Below are 18,469 nucleotides of genomic sequence, written 5' to 3'. Positions count from 1 at the left end.
CTTTTGATAGGTTTTTACTCTATTATGCTTAGTGGCTCTGCGGGTGACTAAAACTGCCCATAAATGGGAAAGACCTAAAGACTAAAAAACGCTATCAAATAATTACATTTCAAATCCGGTACCAAAATCGGTACCAAAAATTCTGATTTAAAAGTCGGGAACCATGGAAGCCCTTACCAGCTCTATGCCGTTGCGCGGAATCGAACCGCGGACCTATTGATTACGAGTCAATTGCTCTACCGACTGAGCTACAACGGCGATTTTTCAGTATATACTTGGGGATTTTAGTCGGCAAGTAGGTACTGATTTAGGTTGTTTTTTGTTGTAGTACTACGCCTAGTGTCCAGTCTGCTTCTTGGCCCGGAGGCAGGTAGTTCACTTGGGTGTTTGATTCTATGCCGTAGCCGTCTACCATGAGGGCGTAGTAGTAGGATGGGAAGAGGCAGTAGCCGTAGAGGTAGTCGTTGTTGGCGTATTGGTTGCTTAGGTCTTGCCAGCTTTGATTACAAACCGCGCTGTTTGCTTGGTCTAATAGCTCTTGGCTGGTGAAGGCGGTTGAGAAGCTAAAGGGTGGGGTTTTGACGAGCTCGGTTAAGCCGCCTGTTGCGTACCATTTATTGACCCGGCTTGCGCTTAAGAGGGGTTGAATGACTTGGTTTACGTGGTGGACGGCATTCATTAAGGATGAGACTTCATTTTTACAGCTGTAGGCATCACCTTGGGCTTTATCGCCTGTTGGCATGTCGTAATCCCTGCTAAAACAGCTGTCGGTGTCTAAAAATTGGTGTGTTACTTCAGTCTGGCCAAGGCCTAAGAAGCTGTGGCTGAAAATTTTGAAATTCTTGCCATAGAGCGTTATCGTTTTAACGTCTTTATTGTCGCTGCGTACTGTATTATTAACCGGAAAAACCACTTCAACCGATGCCCCGCCCATGTCCATGTAACCCATTGGTTTTGGCTTTTTGATGGCTAAATTATTTAATTTATAATTAAGTGCGAGCCAGCCGTATAATCCTTCATCATTGCCACTAATGGTTTTCGCAGCCGCAAGTTGCCAGGTTGAATTGGTTTGAAACCATTGGTCAACGAGGGAATAAAATTGCTGTTGTTTAGCTTGCGGAAGCAGGCGCATACCCGCTGTGGCGTAAAAATACACAGGTACCTGTACATTAGGTGCACCCGCAAATAACGTGGTAAGGTAAGCATCGATCGTGGCTTGATTAGGCTCTATGGTAGCAAAACCTGGTTTGATTTTTTTGTTAAAGCGCTCAGTGATTTTAACGGGGGAATTGGTCTTATCTAAGTCATACGAGTAGAGATGCATGCGCGAACCTGTACTTCCTACATCAACCACAATGACACATTGTTGTTGCTCACATCCGGCTGTTGAGGCCGCATTTACAGATGAAATACAGATAAGGCTTGATAAACAAAACGTTAAGGCTAAGCGCATGATACTGCCAGGTAAATCATTAGTGCGCGTATGATACATAATGTGTATTTTCATGTCAATGATGTAATCAGGATAGATTTCTATAACAAGCAGGCTTTATGGCTTTTTGTTGTTGATTAAATTCAATGGTTATCATACCGCAATCGATGGTATTTAGGATGTTAATGTGCTGTTTGGTTAACGTTGCAATTGTTTGTGGGTGAGGAAAGTGATAACGGTTATCAAAACCTGCGGAAATAAGCGCAAGTTTTGGCGCAACGTGCTTAATAAAGGCGGGAGTTGAAGAGGTTTTGCTTGCGTGATGCGCAACAACTAACACATCAGCAGCCAGTTGTTTAGCATAGTGAGTCATTAAATAATGCTCGGCTGGCTTTTCAATATCGCCAGTTAATAGCGCCTTTCCGCTAGATGTGGTGATTTGGAGCACACAGGAGGAATTATTTTTAGTGTGTCCCGGTAAATGAATGGGTAAAAAATGAAAATAAACCCCATCCCATTCCCAATCAGGGTAAGTATGGCAATTGTTACCGCGCTGATAAAATGTCACATTATCAACTAACAACTCTACTTGGCCGTATTTTTCTTCCAACGAGGGTAAGCCGCCGCGGTGGTCTAAATCAGGATGGCTAATGATGATTTTATTAATTTTTTTAACGCCGCGCGTTGTTAAATAAGGAATAATCGCCATTTGCGCCATGTCGCTGCCTTGGTAGAATTTCATGCCGGTATCGTAAAGCAACACATGCTTTGCCGTGCTAATAACAATAGCTAGCCCCTGCCCCACATCTAATACATCAATACGCGCATCAGCTGGCTTAATTTTTGGAAAACCTGGGAACAATGCTGCTAATAACAATATCAAGGCACCTGGTATTAAGGCTTTAAGGGGTAAGAAAAATAACACAGCAATGGCTAAGATTAATGCTAATAAGATAGAAAAATTAGGCAGGGAAAAATTTAAATTAATGAATGCCGCCTGATCAATACCGTGCAAGATCATTAATAATCCTTTGATTGACCAGTCAACCAGTGGTAATACCCATAACTGTCCAAGCCCGACACTCAACAGCAATCCTAAGAGGGAAATGGGCACAATCAGGTAACCGACTAGCGGAATGGCAATTAGATTAGCCAAAAGGCCATTGATTGCTCCATAAGAAAACCAATACAGGGTAAATGGCAGTAAGCCGATTAAACAGGCAAATTGCAAGGCAATGAGTCGTTTAACCCCTTGGTAAGCAATGCGTTGACTTGAGGTGATTAAGACAGCTACTGCTAAAAAGGATAAATAAAAACCTGGCAGCAATACCGCATGCGGTTCTGCTATGACGACGATTAATAAGGCATACCGCCAAGCTTGCCAGCCTGAAAACTGACGGCTTAAAAAAGGTCTTAACAGTAAAACGGCGCAAGCAATAACTGCACGTTGCGCAGGTATGGCAAAACCTGAAAGCAAGGCGTACATGAGCCCCATCAGTACGCCACTTAAGCCTGCAACTTGCATGGCAGGTTTATATAAACACAACACACTCACCTGCCGCCAGCTCCAATAAATCATGCCATAGAAAAGGCTAGCCACTAAATAAATATGAGCGCCAGAAATAACCATTAAATGGGTGGTGCCTGTACGGCGAAATAAATCCCAGGTGGCTTTGTCGATGTGATTGGTAAGCCCCAAGGTTAATGCCTCCATAATGCCAAGCGAGGTTTTGTCAGGCAGAAACGATGCGAGTTTCGCAGCCCAACGTTCGCGAATACTCGTCATGTTAGTTTTGTGACTCACGCTTAATAATTGTGCGCGGCCTTTAAGGTAGCCAGTCCAGTAAATATGGCGCGCGGCAAGGCTTTCTTGGTAAGGGAAATGGCCTGGGTTGCCTAAATTTTCTGGGCGTTTTAATTTAGCGTTTACTTGCCATAGTTGGCCGAGTTTAAAGGCTGGGCAATGGTTATAGCAGGCTAAACTTACCAGGGTATTGGTGGGCTTGCCATTTAGTTTAGATAAGCGGAAGTTAAATTGGGTTTTAACGTCGCTGGTCATGGGAATGGAAACTATTTCTCCGATTAAAGTAGCCTGTTGAATGACGCGGCTTGCAGGCATGTATTTATCGGTTAGCCACCATTGGTGAAAGGATGTCCATAAGATGGCTATACCAAACCAAATGATAATGCGCTTAGGCGCTTTTAAATATAAGGCAATGCCAATAAATAGCAGTGGGTAGAATGATTTTGTATAAAACCATATTACTCCAGCAACGAAGCAGAGGATTTCCATAGATTTTGTTTTGGACTTGCGTGCTGGGTAATTTATTGGAAATAAATTTTTAAATCAATTGTTTAGCTCATTTTTATTTTGTTGGTGGGTATTGGTTAAACAATAGGCATCGTTTGTTGGGCCCTTGGCCCAACCTACAGGGTAATTCAATGATTGAGTCAACAAGAGGCACCGCAGGTTTGGCTAGATAGATTGTAATAAATTTCTTAATCTTCTAGAAAAATTGTGCTGTTTACAATACGATGAAGTTAGGAACATTTATGTAGGTTGGGCCCTTGGCTCAACATGCGGTGGTTATTGTCGGACCAGAGCCTAACCTACATTCTCATGATATTTAGTTAAAGGATTAGCTATGATTATTGCCGCTTTAAATGAAAGCCCCAATGAATCACGTGTTGCTATTACACCCGCTGCTGTAAAGCATTACATCCAATTAGGTTTTAAGGTTTATATCGAAGAAAATGCAGGTATTGCTTCTGGTTTTGCGAATAAAGCCTATGAAGACGTAGAGGCTCATGTCATTTCTAATCGCCAAGAATTGTTAAAAAATACCAATGTCGTGGTCTTGGTGAATGCACCTAATCCTGATGACTTAACGTGCTTGCCGCCTGAAGCGTTAGTGGTGGCGCCTGTTGATAATGATCCTGACAGTGCATTAATTAAATGGTGCTGTGCCGAAAACATCAGTTTAATTTCAATGAATTTAATCCCGCGCATCAGTCGTGCACAGAGTTTGGATAGTTTATCATCGCAAGCCAACTTGGCAGGTTATCGCGCGGTTTTAGAAGGCATTCATCATTTTAATCGGGCAATTCCTATGATGATGACCGCAGCTGGCATGATTCAGCCGGCAAAAATCTTAATCCTTGGCGCAGGTGTTGCAGGCTTGCAAGCCATTGCTACGGCAAAACGCTTAGGCGCTGTGGTTTATGCGTTTGATGTGCGTCGCGCGGCTAAAGAACAAGTCGAAAGTCTTGGGGCTGAATTCATTGAAGTTGAAGATGGCGCAGACCTTGAAACAGCAGGTGGTTATGCCAATGAAATGAGTGAAGACTATAAAGCGCGGCAAGCAGCACTTATTCATAAATACGCCAAATTATCTGATATCGTTATCACCACAGCGCTTATTCCAGGTCGCAAAGCACCGATTTTAATCACCCGGCAAACGGTAGAAGAAATGAAACCGGGCTCAGTGATTGTAGACTTAGCTACCGCGCGGGGCGGGAATTGTGAATTAAGTGAAGTTGACCGAGTTATTAAACATGGGGAGGTTACTTTAGTTGGTTACAGTAATGTCGCCGGTTTAGTGCCAGCCACTGCCAGTGAACTTTATGCCAATAATTTAGTCCACTTAATTCGTTTAATTACGGTTGCACCGACTGCTTTAGTTTTTAATGCTGAAGATGAAATCATTCAACAAGCGATGCTTTGTCACGAAGGCAATTATATGCCCTTCCAAGCTGCCAAGGAGGCTTAATCATGCTTAACCATGCTGCTATCAACAATGATTACATTGCTATTTTAACTATTTTTATACTGGCCTGCTTTGTGGGTTATTACGTCATCTGGAAAGTAACACCTGCTTTGCATACCCCATTAATGTCAGTGACTAATGCTATCTCAAGCATCATTATTTTAGGTGCTTTAATCGCTGCTGGCAGCAAATTGCTAGGAACCATTACGCTACTTGGGGGATTTGCTATTTTCATTACTGCAATCAATATTTTTGGTGGCTTTGTGGTGACGCAGCGTATGTTACGGATGTATAAAAAATAACCATGGATACCGTTATGACTTCATTAATTTCATTTCTTTATTTGATTGCGGCTGTTTTTTTTATCTTAGCGTTAAAAGGGTTGGCAAGTCCTGCGACCGCTAGACGGGGCAATTTATTAGGTATACTTGGGATGGTGATTGCCGTTGGCGCCACCTTGATCATGCCGAGTGTCAATCATCATTTTATACTGCTTGGCTTAATTCTCGCAGGCGGGGCAGTAGGAACGATTATTGCCTTAAAAATCAATATGACAGCTATTCCGCAATTGGTGGCAGCCTTCCACTCCTTGGTAGGTTTAGCGGCGGTTTTAGTGGCCTTTTGTGCTTTTTTAGCACCTGCTTCTTTTAATATAGGCCTGCCTGGCAATATTGAATTAAAAAGCCTAATTGAGATGAGCTTAGGTTTAATTATTGGGGCTATTACATTTTCAGGCTCGGTAATTGCCTTTTTAAAATTACAAGGCATCATGTCTGGGCAGCCTATACGCTTTCCAGGACATGCCTTTATCAATTTAATCGTAGCCCTTGCTATTTTAGCGCTGCTGGTTACCTTTGTCTTACAACAATCCTTAATTATCTTTGGCAGCCTTGCTTTTTTAGCATTTCTTATTGGTATCTTTTTAATTATTCCTATTGGTGGCGCTGATATGCCAGTGGTTATATCAATGCTCAATTCCTATTCAGGTTGGGCAGCAGCGGGTATTGGGTTTACGTTGAGTAATAATCTGTTGGTAATTACCGGGGCGTTAGTTGGCGCAAGCGGTGCTATTTTAAGCTATATCATGTGTGTGGGTATGAATCGCTCCATTATTAATGTTATTTTTGGCGGCTTACACAACACCGTTGATGCCAATCAAGCGGTCAGCCAACGCGATAATCAATCTGTTCGCCAAGCCAATGGTGAAGATGCGGCCTTTTTATTAAGCACGGCCCAAGACGTTATTATTGTTCCTGGTTATGGTATGGCGGTAGCGCATGCCCAACACGCGGTTAAAGAATTAATGGATGCCCTTGAGAAGCGCGGTATTCGCGTGCGCTTTGCTATCCATCCCGTAGCAGGTCGTATGCCTGGTCATATGAATGTTTTACTTGCTGAAGCCAATATTCCCTATGATCGCGTCTTTGAACAAAGCGAAATTAATTCAGATTTTACCAGTTGTGATGTGGCATTTGTGATTGGTGCGAATGATATTACCAATCCCGCAGCCAAAACAAACCCAAGCTCCCCTATTTACGGTATGCCTATTTTAGAAGTTGAACGAGCTAAAACAGTATTATTCGTAAAACGCAGCCTTGCCGCAGGCTATGCGGGAGTTGAAAATGATTTATTTTACCGCGATAACACCTACATGTTATTTGGCGATGCCAAAGCCATGACAGAATCGATTGTTAAAGCGCTTGCTAATTTATAATATAAGCCTTGCTGCAGGTGCCTGCAGCTGTCTCTTGGCCACATCTCAAGCGACATGCAGTCCACAGAAACGAACCCTGTTGCACTCAAGCTAATGGATACCGTGGTCAAGCCACGGTATTTCGATAGCATGGAAAGAAGGCAAAGAGAACAACGAATTACCGCGGCTTGACCGCGGTATCCAACGATGTGGCATTTAAATTTTAGCAACATGTCAATATATCCTAACAACAGGCCCCTGTCTCTTGATAAGATATGACCAAAAGACAGATGCTTGCAACAAGGTTAGAAATTTAAAAAAAATAGGCGATATAAATCCACGGCTTGCCCTCTATTTAGCATAAAATTCATACTACTTAACAAAGTCCCATTTGCTATAGGAAAAAATTAAGGGTATCTTAGAACCCGTTTTTCTTAGTAAAAGGATATATAATGCGAAAAGTGGTTTTAAGTTTATTAGCTGCTGGCGCCTTCATCAGTGCTCCAGTCCTGGCAATGAATCACAGCCTAAACGCAGGCGTGAGTGTAGAATATGAATTGCCAGTGAATGCGCCAGAGGTTTTTACCAACTTCACTTTTTTTAAAGTACATGCAATTTGTAAAATTCAGACTCAAGATGAAAGTAATGTCATCCATATCAAAGCCCTTAATCGCTCAGGCCAAGTCAATGGCCAGGTCATCAATACTGGCGATGAATTAGATCTTACCCTGCACAATGGTGAAACAATAGACTTAGTTGCTGAATCGGCAGCACAAGTTGAATTAACCAATAAGGGTGAACACCTTATTAAGGCGAAATGCCAAATTAATTAATCTTTAAAGCACGTAACTTCTCTCCACTTAAGGCGGAGAGAAGTTATTATGCCAAACTAGCGCGGCTTCATTTCTTGACGTGAGGCTAAACTAAGCAGTCTATCTAGCATTCTAGTACTTAGGATACGTTTTAATACGGCAAATAAGTGCGCTGGAAAGGTCACTAAATACTTAGCCTTTGGGCGCGGTGATTCAATGGCATGAATCAATTTTTTAATCACCGCATCTGTGCCTTTGGTAAACGGAGACTCATCTTTTTGATCCCGATAAGAAGTCAGCATATGCTTATATTCTTTATTAAAATAGCTTGCTTCAAGATTAATTTGCTTTAATGACACATCAATAACATTGTCTCTAAATTTACTGGTAATAGGGCCAGGCTCAATCGTAACCACTTTAATCCCGTAAGGTGCAAGCTCAAGGCGCAGCGTGTCGCTTAATCCTTCAACAGCGTATTTAGACGCATTATAAGCTCCGCGAAATTTCATACTTACTAAACCAAGTACAGAACTAATATTGATGATGCGACCCGAGCCTTGGCTTCGCATAACAGGTATTGCTAAACGAGTTATCTCAAGTAAGCCAAAGACATTGGTTTCAAATTGGGCTCGTAATGTATCTCGTGAAATATCCTCAAGCGCTCCCCCCTGCCCGTAACCTGCATTATTGATTAATACATCAAGGCGACCGCCTGTTTTACTTAACATCTCGGCAAATGCTTTATGAATTGATTGTGAATCATTGACATCTAAAAGTATGGCATCAAGACCTAAATCCAATAGCTTTTGTAAATCATCTGGTTTGCGGCAAGACGCAATCACTTGATGCCCACGTTTTGCTAAGGTGATAGCGGTATCATAACCAATGCCACTTGAACAACCTGTTATCAAAATAGTTTGTGATTTCCTCATTTAATTTTCCCTGTTAAATTTTTTTGATTTTGCCAGAAGACTAGAAAAAAAGCGAAATACAACTAGATTGGTTTGGGGGTTTAGGATCTAACAGAAATAAATCCGGTAGATCGCTAAATAAGTTAGATTCAGCGAGAACAATTTTTTTGAATATTCTGAACTTCGTAGCTTTCTAATTCGTTACGAGCAAAACCTTGAGCAACCTCATTTGCTACAGTGCCACTTAGGTTGGCTAACTCACGTGGCTCAGTTCTCAGTAACTTAATCGCAGGCGTTCCATTGGGATTAACTAACTGAGCATGCAAATGGCGTAAATAATTACGGAAAGAATATTGTTTATGGCTGCTGAATGTTTCATTTGCTAGCGCTAAACTGATGCTGGTGACAATATTTCTATCTAATGTCTGAGCTAATTTTTTTAAGTGCTCTGATGTTACATCTTCAGGACTGCCCATTAATAAATTAAGCTGACTAGTAACTTGCTGCAGGATTTCCTGTTCAAATTTTCTCATGACTTTTCTAGCATTATCACAGCCGCGCTGATTATGACTAAACAAGAAAGAACTGTCATGTTTATGTGCTTCAATTTGATAAGCACTCGCGATAGCTCTTGCTTGCTTAATAAGCGTCTGAACATTATTTAAAACATTAAACAAATGTTGTGTTGCTTCTGGTGCACAGCGCTCACTAGCAAAAGCACAAAGTTTAAGCTTATTATGGTCACTAAATATATCTAGACGAGTAATCGCCCCAACATTATTTTCTTTTTGCTTAGTTGATTTATCAATTTTTTCTAGAGCTTGAGCTTCTCTCTTTTGCACTTGCTGAACTTCTTCCTCAAGCTCCCTATTCCTCTGACTCAGCTGCTGATTCTCAATAGCTAATTGCTCGGCAGTCGTTTTATATTTCTTAAGTTCTGCATGAAGTGCTTCTTTTTCTTCAGACTTAAGTCCTGCAGGCGTTGGGGTTAAATAATTTCTAATAATGTGTAGGAAATTACCTGCTTGATCTTCTCGGAAAATAGTGCTTGCTTCATTGTTGGTAGAAACCAGCACCCAATCATCAAACTCGGTGTCTTCGTTTTGTGCATTTTCCTGATTCATTGTTTCAATGGCTTGCACGATAACTTGTTTTCTATAGCTTAAAAGCTTGATAAGTGTATCTAAATTTGCTTTATCGTCTTGATTTAATGACTCACGTGCTTTGCTCATTGCTTTAGCGATTAAATCGTCATATTCTGCCGCAATGTCAGTTAATTTGCTTAACAGGAGCTTATCTTGTCGTTTCAGCTCTAAATTTTGGGCGCCATAAATAGCCTGGTCAAATAAACCATTTTCAAAAGTTGCTAATTGGTGACCAAATAATGCGGCGCTGCGTTCAGATAAGTTTTTTGTTTCTTGTTGGATATCAGAAAATGCTTGGTAATAATCAATAGGAATAGCTGAGAACGTTTCATTTATCTTTCTAGACACAGTTATAAACGCTTCTGCAATGGCACTGATTGGATTTTTATTGAAGAAAACTCGTTTCCAATTTTTATCATTACCGCCATTACTTTGGCCTTGTCGATAAACTTGATTGCAATGAATTTCGAATTGTTCAATAGCGGTGTGAAGTTGCTTATTGACCTTGTCAATTTCAATTAAATAGGTATTAGCAAGTGAGAGGAATTGATGAAATAGCGCTATCTCATCATTCTTAGCAGCCTTATAAACGTTTAAAAATTCTTTCGTTAATACCAGTAATTTATCCCTTAATTTAAGTAACGAAATTAAATTTTCGCGGCCTTCAGCTGTTAATCTATCTAACAAATAATTATGACTATAATCGCCGCTAGGGTTTGCTAATTGATAAGGGAAGCCATCATAAAATTTTTTATAATGTTCTTCATAAGCACGTGTTGGCTCTATAAATACGGCATTAATAACAGGATTACCTAATAGCTGGCGCTCTCTAGAGGCAACAATCGGCGCATCGTGTTCTTGTTGCGCAAGCTCTGTAAGTGACTCAACATTGACCTCTTGTGAACTTAACAACGGTAAAATAAATTGATTGACTCTTAAATTAAGGTTTTCTAATGAGACTAACATGTGCTGAACATCATTATAAAAGCCATTAATTCTATCTTTAATAGAACTGCCTTCATTTTGAAGTATACTTTTATTTGCCTCAGAAATTCGCTCTAAGGCTGATCCACAAGACAAATAGTCAGTATCATTACTGCGCGTTTCAACAATATCTTTATCATTTAGCAATTCATGCACAAAGGATTGTATGCGCTGATAATATTGCTCTCTATGTTCAGGTACGCGTAGTGCTTGCTCACACAGGTGCGCTAAGAGCGCCATAGCAATTACTTTGCCATGAGAGATATCTGATAAATCAGCGCGGCCAAAATAACGATTCTGATTATCAGCAATGTATTCATAACAAGTATTGTAAATAAAATTATAATAACGACATTCTTTATTTAGCTGCTGATTTTGAGGCTCAGCATCACTTAAAGCCTTAGCTAACGCCGCAATCCCTCCCTGCGTTGGCAATCTTAATCCCTCAATGACACCTTCTTTATAAGTTAAATTTAAAGTAGCTAACCAGCCTTGAACTGACGCTAGACCATAATGAATACTGCTTTGAATACCCACTCGACCCTGGTCATACAATTCAAGAATTTTTTTTATAAAAGGAGTTTCACGATATTGAACTTTTGGCATTTTAGCTTACCTATAAAGACTACGTATCTAATAGTGGTCCAGTGTAAACTCGAAATATTAAGTGAACATTAAGTAAGTTGGCTCAAGCAAGACGCCGCCCAACAATTATTTGTTGAGATAAACTCAAGATGACTAGAATATTGGCACTTTTTGATTATAATGGAGCTAAACTGACTGATTAAAGATAAGTAAATTAGTTAAAAGGCTGACAAAACATGAGTAAGCTGCGCCAATGACTAATCATAAGATTGAAAAACTTACAAATTATTATCTAAAACAAGACTCGCATGAGGATAAGAATATCTGTGAAGTTTTCGCCAGCCAATTCATGCGCTTTATTGCGCAAAAAATCGGTGAGGATCCAGCTATTATTGCCGATGTTTCCTATGTTAATCTTCAGCCTAACGAACAAATTTATATTGCTTCTAAGTTATATGCAGGCTATCGCGATTTATTTCTTGATGCCTATCTTGCTTATCATTTACCCGCTTACCAAAATTTAAGGTCAATGACTAATAATAAATGGGCGAAGTTACCTAAGCAAAGACCTTATTATTTTCAACACGACCCTTGCATCGATAGCATGACAGAAGCTGGACGCTATAAAGAAATCAGTATCGGACTTGCGCTACGCTCTATCGTTGATGATCCTGATACCCATTTTAAAAATATTGGTGCAGTCCCTGTTGAGCAATCAGGTCTTAAGGATATTATTCCCATTTATGAAAATGGTAGCTATAGTGGTTACTGTTTACAGCAATCAGCACCTGCAAGCGGCTATTCTGAACAATTAAAAAAGATAAACATAGCAGACACCCAGTACTATCAATTAAGCCGTACACCTGAACCCGAGCTGGATGAATTTAAAGAAGCGTGTATTAAATACAATCACCATTATTATCTTGTGCCTAATATAGGTAATACCCAAGCTGTACACGTTGATTTTGGCGGCTCGCTTGGCGATTTTCGTTTATTTAGTCGCCGAAAATTAGATGGTAAAATACACCTTAGGCATTTTTGCAATCTACTTCGCTATCATCCCTCTTATAGCGGCCCGCCAGCTTACTTTAATCAAATTTCAGATGCGTTAACGAGCAAAGCGACTTACTTTTATGAAACGCTCGCTCGCTTTTCAATGATTGATAAATTTGAAATTGCCGATTTCATTGATGAGCAAATTAATAACACCTTTGACGTTTATCAAAACAAGCCAGACATTTTAATCAGATTTGCAGAGCGAATCGGTTTAGAGATTAACAATGCCATAGATTTACCTACCTTAAACCAGTGCATTCAAGAGCACTTACTTATTAATTTTGTAAATCGCCAACAACATGCAAAAGCCCTTTTCTTAGAACATTTTTGCAATTTAGACTACACCACCCAACTTAATTTAATGAATGGTTATCAGCGTCATGATGCACTTACTGAGCTCTCATTAAAAGAGCGATTAATTAGGGAATTTTTTCACAATTTAAAAAATGAAAATAAAATCTTTTTTGCCACCTTTAAAGCCATTGAAGATTTAAATTTAAATAGTCAATATAAACACTATGCCCGCGACCCTATTTGGCAGCTAAAAAAACAATTACATCAGTGGTTATCGCAAGCTTATTTAGATAGTAATTTAGAAGAGTCAGCAACCGAAATTAATGAAATTATTAAACATACGCAACTGCTATTAAATGAATTTATCGATACAAAATCACAATTAGATGCCTTGCCAGCCAAATCTTCAAAGAAAGCTTATAAGCTTGCGCTAAAATTTATTCTAACGGCTAACCAATATGAACAATGTTGTGCTAAAACGCTTAACAATGAGAACATGAAGATTACCGCAGCTACCTTAACTGGTGCCTTAATAGGGGCTATTGTAGGGGCGGGGATTGGAGTGATTTTAGGTGGCGTGGTTTTAGCACCAGTAACAAGTATTACTGGTGCAGCTATTGGCATTAAATTAGGTCTTATATTAAGCACCGCGTTCATGATGCTGTTAGCGGGTGTTCAGGCTACGCATAACCTCACTCGATACCATCTGTTTAGTTCGCTTAATCACAGCATAAGTAATTTGAGTCAAACTTTATCGACACCTATGTGCCAAGAAATAGAACAACCCCAATTTGTCTATTAATGCTCTCTAGTTGCTGAAAAGTGAATTTTTGGATAACGCTCTTGTGCCATCGTTAAATTGACTTTCGTTGGCGCTAAATAAATTAATGCATCACTGCCATCAAGTGCTAAATAATCATGCGCTTTTGTTCGAAATTCTTGCATTGCTTTATCGTCTTCTGCATAAACCCAGCGCGCGCAGCTGACACTTACAGATTCATAAATACAATCCACTTTATATTCATGATGCAAGCGGTGAGCAACGACATCAAACTGTAACACACCGACTGCGCCCAAAATTAATTGGTTACTGTTTAAGGGTCTAAATATTTGGGTAGCGCCCTCTTCCGATAATTCAATTAACCCCTTTAATAATGCTTTACTTTTTAGTGGATCTTTTAACCGCACCAAGCGAAATAGCTCTGGCGCAAAGTTAGGAATGCCAGTAAATTTTAACGCTTCCCCCTGGGTAAACGTATCACCAATCCGAATCGTGCCATGATTATGCAGGCCAATAATATCGCCAGCCATGGCTGTTTCGGCATGCGAGCGATCGCCTGCCATAAAGGTTAACGCATTCGCAATGACAATGTCTTTTCCTAAACGCAAATGGTTTAATTTCATCCCGCGCTTAAAGGTGCCAGAACAAATGCGTAAAAAGGCTATGCGATCACGATGCTTAGGATCCATATTGGCTTGAATTTTGAAAACAAAGCCAGAAAAGGCAGGTTCATCGGGATTAACAACTCGTTCCATCGCATTACGTGGCCTGGGCTTTGGCGCATAGCTGGTGAAATCATCAAGTAACTCTTTAATACCAAAATTATTAATCGCTGAGCCAAAGTATACAGGGGTTAATTTACCCGCTAAATACTCATCTAAATTAAACTCATGCGAGGCACCTTTGACTAGTTCAATTTCATCCCGAAGTTCTTGCGCTATTGGCCCTAATAATTCATCTAATTCGGGATTATCTAAGCCCTCTATCTGTTGTGCATCTTGCTTTTGGGCATTTTTGCCAGCTTGATAAAGATAAATTTTGTCTTGGTATAAATGATAAATCCCTTTAAAACGTTTACCCATACCAACAGGCCAGGTAACCGGTGCACAGCGAATACCAAGTACGTCTTCAACTTCATCCAGCAAAGAAATGGGTTCGCGCCCTTCTCTATCTAACTTATTAATAAAGGTCATAATGGGCGTATCACGTAATCGACATACTTCCATTAATTTAACGGTTCTTTCTTCTACCCCTTTCGCCACGTCAATGACCATTAACGCTGAGTCGACAGCTGTTAGCGTGCGGTAGGTATCTTCAGAAAAATCTTCATGGCCTGGGGTATCAAGAAGGTTTATCACATGCTCGTTATGCACAAACTGCATGACTGAGGTGGTAATGGAAATACCTCGTTCTTTTTCCATTTCCATCCAATCTGATGTAGCATGCCGGTCGGCCTTGCGCCCTTTTACCGTACCTGCTAATTGAATAGCACCTCCAAATAGGAGTAATTTTTCTGTCACGGTCGTTTTACCAGCATCCGGATGCGAGATGATGGCGAACGTTCTTCTTTTAGTAAAATCCTCATAAAAGTCGGACATACAGTAACCTAACTAGCTAAAAGGGGGTAATTTTAAGGGAAAGTGCTAAAACAAACAAATAAAAGTCATGAGAACTCTTACCTAACCATTAGATTTTGCGTTTTAACCCTATTAAAGGTTATTATATATACACAATAAGTACTATTATCTCTCGTTGTCCTTGAACACGTTACTGAAAAATATAATTGGTCTAATAGCTTTAATATGCTCAAGCTACGCTTGGCCTGCGCTGCATTTTTTAACCATTGCTGATATTCATTATGGGTCGAATAATACAATAGGCAATGGCCATGATACAGGCGATGTATTATGGACTACGACGCTTAAAAAATTACATGAGCTCCAACGCCAGGTAGATTTTAGTATTGTGCTCGGTGACTTACCAACCCATTCATTGCCACTACTTAGTAACAAAACCCAAAAAGCCCAGTATGAGGCAAAAGTATTTCAAGATTTATATAAGGCCAATAGCCAGCATAAACCGATATTTTATGTACCTGGTAATAATGATTCTTTAACCGGTAATTACCAACCTTTTGCCAAAAATGGCAGCTCCCCGCTTGATTATGCTTACAATTGGCAAGGTGCTTGTGCTTATTGTCAGGAGTTAATTATTGATAAAACGGCTATGCATAGTGATGGCTATTACTCAAGTTATGTTTTACCTAATAATAAAGAAGTTTTACTCATTGTTTTAAATACGACCCAATTTGCTAAGTTACCCTGGTTGGCTATGCCTTATGTAAAGCAATCTAGGGACGCTAATCGTCAGTTAAAATGGCTAGAGTCACAATTAAAAAATAATAAAGCAAAACAATTATTAATTGCTATGCATGAAGAACCAGGCGTTGATTACCACAAACAAGCGATTTGGCAGGAAAATTATTTACAAGCGTTTATTAAATTATTAAATAACTATCAGCAAAATTATCAGCAAATTTCCCTTTTAACAGCTCACAGTCATTATGATGAGCTTAGAAAAATTACCCTCACCAATGGCAAGCCCATTTATGCCTATGCGACACCCGCCATCAGTCGTAGTCATTATAATAACCCGGCTATGAAGGTATTCCATTTAAATGATGAATTTTATTTGCAAGATTTTACCACTCATTATTCACTCAATGAGAGCCAGTGGACTAATCATTATTATCATGCCATTGCAGCTGAGAATGACGCTATTTTTTCAACTTGCGCCGGTTTACCTTTAGCAGCATGTCTCGATACATTACCTACAGAAAAATTATGTGATTTAATGGAAGGTAAATTCATTTACAGTACCAAAAATCAAGATAAAACTGGGTTTAATTGCTTAAATACTTATAACATAAATTAACATTAAGCCTCGCTATCTATAACTAATGCTAAAATTAGGGTAAGCCAGGAGTTAAAATATGCAATTATTTGATAGCCATTTTCATATTATTGACCCAAGTTTTCCGCTGGTACCTAATCAGGGCTATCTGCCTTCCCCTTTTAGTTGCGAAGATTATTTACAAGCAATGGCTAAGTTTCAATTGGATGTCATTGGTGGTGCCATTGTTTCTGGCTCGTTTCAAGCATTTGATCAATCCTATTTGTTGGCAGCTTTAAAAACATTAGGCTCAACATTTGTTGGGGTTACACAGCTGCCGCTTGACGTTGATGATCAAACCATCCTGCAGTTAAATGAAGCTGGCGTGCGGGCTATTCGTTTTAATATTAAACGAGGCATGCAATTAACCCTTAATGAGATACAATCGTTTGGGGCCCGTTGTTATGAATTAGCTAAATGGCACAGTGAATTTTATCTAGATGCAAGCAATTTGCCTGACATGGCGCCTATGTTGCTAAAATTGCCACAAGTCAGTATCGATCACCTAGGATTAAGCAAAGCAGGCTTCCCGCATTTATTAAAACTAATTGATAAAGGTATTTACATCAAAGCAACGGGATTTAGTAGAGTAGACTTTCCCGTATTATTGGGATTAAGACAAATCATAGCAGTTAATTCTGATTGCTTAATGTTTGGCACAGATTTACCAGGTACGCGGGCCCCTAAGCCATTTGATGAAGCTGATATGCAAATCATTACCGATAATTTTCCTAAAGACATTATAAACAAGATTTTCTATCAGAATGCATTGCGCTTTTATCGTGTCCGGCAAATCTCTTAAAGCTAACTTAATCTAATTGATTGATCTATTTCTATTTTATCTAAAAGCGTTTTTATGATTTTCTGTCTAAAATTGGCATGTAGACTTATAAATAATCTATTATTGATATGTATAACTATCAATAGGTGACAGGTTATGGACAACAATACTAGCAATAAATTGGCTATTCCCGCGAGCTTAAGGCGTCATTGGGGCTGGCTCCTTGGTTTAGGCATTTTATTTATTGTGCTTGGTGCATTAGCCTTAGGCATGCTTGTTAGTGTTACCTTAGCCAGTATTTTAGTAATTGGCGTTCTTCTTATTATTGCGGGCGCGGGCCAGTTGATTGATGCCTTTAAATGTAAAGGCTGGAAGGCTATACTCTGGCATGTTCTCATTGCCTTACTTTATATTTGGGCAGGCGCTTTAATTATTTACGACCCAGTGCTTGCTTCTGCTATTTTAACTGCGATGTTAGCCTGGTTACTGATTGCCATTGGCTTTATCCGCTTTGTCATGGCTTTTACCTTAAAGCAAAATAAAGGTTCATTTTGGCTCATTTTAGCAGGCCTTGCATCCATTATTATGGGGGTTATTATTCTTAGCAGTTGGCCTGTAAGTGGCTTGTGGGTTATTGGCTTACTTATTGCTATTGAATTACTGATTAGCGGTTGGAGTTATGTCTTCTTTGCACTTGCTCTTCGTTAAACAAATCAAATTTAAAGTGGCTGCAGAATGGTTTGCAGCCACTTTAAACGATGTGTTATTTAGTCGTGTTTTTAGATTGCTTTAATTCTAACCCCTGATTATTTTGCTATAATTAAGAGTCGTATGTTTTAGATGTTTGCCATAAAGAAGGACAGAAATATAATCTAAACATAAGGAAGATATCATGAATAAGACAATCCTAGGATTTGCTGTTTTAATGTCAAGCAGTGTAGCTTGCTTCGCTGCAGCTAGCACAGATAATACCAATACACCTAACACGACAAGCTCTACCAGCACAACCAATGGTACTGGCACAGGCAATACTACGCAAACAAGCATGAAAGCTAATTGGATGTGCACAACCAATGCCAGCAGTAGCGATGTTGCAGCTGACAAGTCTGCTGATGATAAAATGGCAAACCAAAAAATGTCAGCTAAAGAAGCATTTGAATTTGCTTCTAAACATTGTCGTGATTGCACTAAAATTACCTGTGAAGTAAATGATTAATCTTTGCTTTAAAGGGCTCTTTTGAGCCCTTTTGCTTCTTATGTCGCATCAAAAGGAGTA

14 protein-coding genes and 1 tRNA gene are annotated in these 18,469 nt (G+C 39.6%); 9 read left to right on the top strand and 6 right to left on the bottom strand.

What is annotated here, in order from left to right:
• Nucleotides 1-185 precede the first annotated feature (185 nt).
• The 3 genes from DYE47_RS04770 to DYE47_RS04760 all read right to left on the bottom strand — a co-directional run bounded on the left by DYE47_RS04770 (nucleotide 186) and on the right by DYE47_RS04760 (nucleotide 3,725).
• Nucleotides 186-258: transfer RNA gene (locus DYE47_RS04770), tRNA-Thr, on the bottom strand.
• 49 nt (nucleotides 259-307) lie between these two features.
• The gene (locus tag DYE47_RS04765; RefSeq protein WP_115302168.1) at nucleotides 308-1,492 is read right to left on the bottom strand and encodes an acetate and sugar kinases/Hsc70/actin family protein; all 1,185 of its coding nucleotides are present in this window, start codon (nucleotides 1,490-1,492) and stop codon (nucleotides 308-310) included.
• Between the two features lie 28 nt (nucleotides 1,493-1,520).
• Entirely contained in the window at nucleotides 1,521-3,725 is a 2,205-nt protein-coding gene (locus DYE47_RS04760; RefSeq protein ID WP_115302167.1) for a DNA internalization-related competence protein ComEC/Rec2, read from the bottom strand.
• Between the two features lie 352 nt (nucleotides 3,726-4,077).
• Between DYE47_RS04760 and DYE47_RS04755 the strand changes: the two genes are divergently transcribed.
• From DYE47_RS04755 to DYE47_RS04740, 4 genes are all read left to right on the top strand, one after another.
• Entirely contained in the window at nucleotides 4,078-5,202 is a 1,125-nt protein-coding gene (locus tag DYE47_RS04755) for a Re/Si-specific NAD(P)(+) transhydrogenase subunit alpha (RefSeq protein ID WP_115302166.1), read from the top strand.
• A 2-nt stretch (nucleotides 5,203-5,204) separates the two neighbouring features.
• Nucleotides 5,205-5,501: a proton-translocating transhydrogenase family protein gene (locus tag DYE47_RS04750; RefSeq protein ID WP_115302165.1), complete on the top strand. Its 297-nt coding sequence runs from the start codon at nucleotides 5,205-5,207 to the stop codon at nucleotides 5,499-5,501.
• Nucleotides 5,502-5,515: 14 nt separating this feature from the next.
• A complete protein-coding gene (locus DYE47_RS04745) occupies nucleotides 5,516-6,913 on the top strand; it encodes an NAD(P)(+) transhydrogenase (Re/Si-specific) subunit beta (protein ID WP_115304016.1) in 1,398 nt (465 codons plus the stop codon).
• A gap of 431 nt (nucleotides 6,914-7,344) precedes the next feature.
• Nucleotides 7,345-7,725: a hypothetical protein gene (locus DYE47_RS04740; protein WP_115302164.1), complete on the top strand. Its 381-nt coding sequence runs from the start codon at nucleotides 7,345-7,347 to the stop codon at nucleotides 7,723-7,725.
• 56 nt (nucleotides 7,726-7,781) lie between these two features.
• On the opposite strand, the gene DYE47_RS04735 is transcribed toward DYE47_RS04740, so the two are convergent.
• Both DYE47_RS04735 and DYE47_RS04730 read right to left on the bottom strand, forming a co-directional pair.
• Nucleotides 7,782-8,636, bottom strand: a complete 855-nt coding sequence (locus DYE47_RS04735; protein ID WP_115302163.1) for an SDR family NAD(P)-dependent oxidoreductase — start codon at nucleotides 8,634-8,636, stop codon at nucleotides 7,782-7,784.
• Between the two features lie 128 nt (nucleotides 8,637-8,764).
• Nucleotides 8,765-11,350: a hypothetical protein gene (locus DYE47_RS04730; protein ID WP_115302162.1), complete on the bottom strand. Its 2,586-nt coding sequence runs from the start codon at nucleotides 11,348-11,350 to the stop codon at nucleotides 8,765-8,767.
• A 232-nt stretch (nucleotides 11,351-11,582) separates the two neighbouring features.
• Between DYE47_RS04730 and DYE47_RS04725 the strand changes: the two genes are divergently transcribed.
• On the top strand, nucleotides 11,583-13,481 hold the full coding sequence (locus tag DYE47_RS04725; RefSeq protein ID WP_115302161.1) for a glycine zipper family protein: 1,899 nt from the start codon (nucleotides 11,583-11,585) through the stop codon (nucleotides 13,479-13,481).
• On the opposite strand, the gene DYE47_RS04720 is transcribed toward DYE47_RS04725, so the two are convergent.
• Entirely contained in the window at nucleotides 13,478-15,058 is a 1,581-nt protein-coding gene (locus DYE47_RS04720) for a peptide chain release factor 3 (RefSeq protein WP_115302160.1), read from the bottom strand. The two genes, DYE47_RS04725 and DYE47_RS04720, sit on opposite strands and share 4 nt — an antisense overlap.
• Before the next feature lie 160 nt (nucleotides 15,059-15,218).
• Between DYE47_RS04720 and DYE47_RS04715 the strand changes: the two genes are divergently transcribed.
• The 4 genes from DYE47_RS04715 to DYE47_RS16220 all read left to right on the top strand — a co-directional run bounded on the left by DYE47_RS04715 (nucleotide 15,219) and on the right by DYE47_RS16220 (nucleotide 18,409).
• Nucleotides 15,219-16,394: a metallophosphoesterase gene (locus tag DYE47_RS04715; protein WP_160149844.1), complete on the top strand. Its 1,176-nt coding sequence runs from the start codon at nucleotides 15,219-15,221 to the stop codon at nucleotides 16,392-16,394.
• Nucleotides 16,395-16,452: 58 nt separating this feature from the next.
• Nucleotides 16,453-17,214 carry an amidohydrolase family protein gene (locus DYE47_RS04710; RefSeq protein ID WP_115302158.1) on the top strand — a complete coding sequence of 254 codons (762 nt, stop codon included), beginning with the start codon at nucleotides 16,453-16,455 and terminating at the stop codon, nucleotides 17,212-17,214.
• 135 nt (nucleotides 17,215-17,349) lie between these two features.
• Nucleotides 17,350-17,901 (top strand): HdeD family acid-resistance protein, encoded by a 552-nt coding sequence (locus tag DYE47_RS04705; RefSeq protein WP_115302157.1) that lies wholly within the window; start codon nucleotides 17,350-17,352, stop codon nucleotides 17,899-17,901.
• Nucleotides 17,902-18,085: 184 nt separating this feature from the next.
• The gene (locus tag DYE47_RS16220; RefSeq protein ID WP_176579710.1) at nucleotides 18,086-18,409 is read left to right on the top strand and encodes a hypothetical protein; all 324 of its coding nucleotides are present in this window, start codon (nucleotides 18,086-18,088) and stop codon (nucleotides 18,407-18,409) included.
• Nucleotides 18,410-18,469: the final 60 nt, after the last annotated feature.

The organism is Legionella beliardensis, from assembly GCF_900452395.1.
GTDB lineage: Bacteria > Pseudomonadota > Gammaproteobacteria > Legionellales > Legionellaceae > Legionella_C > Legionella_C beliardensis.
The sequence above is the reverse complement of the archived record's forward strand: the minus strand, read 5'-3'. Positions and strand labels throughout refer to the sequence as shown.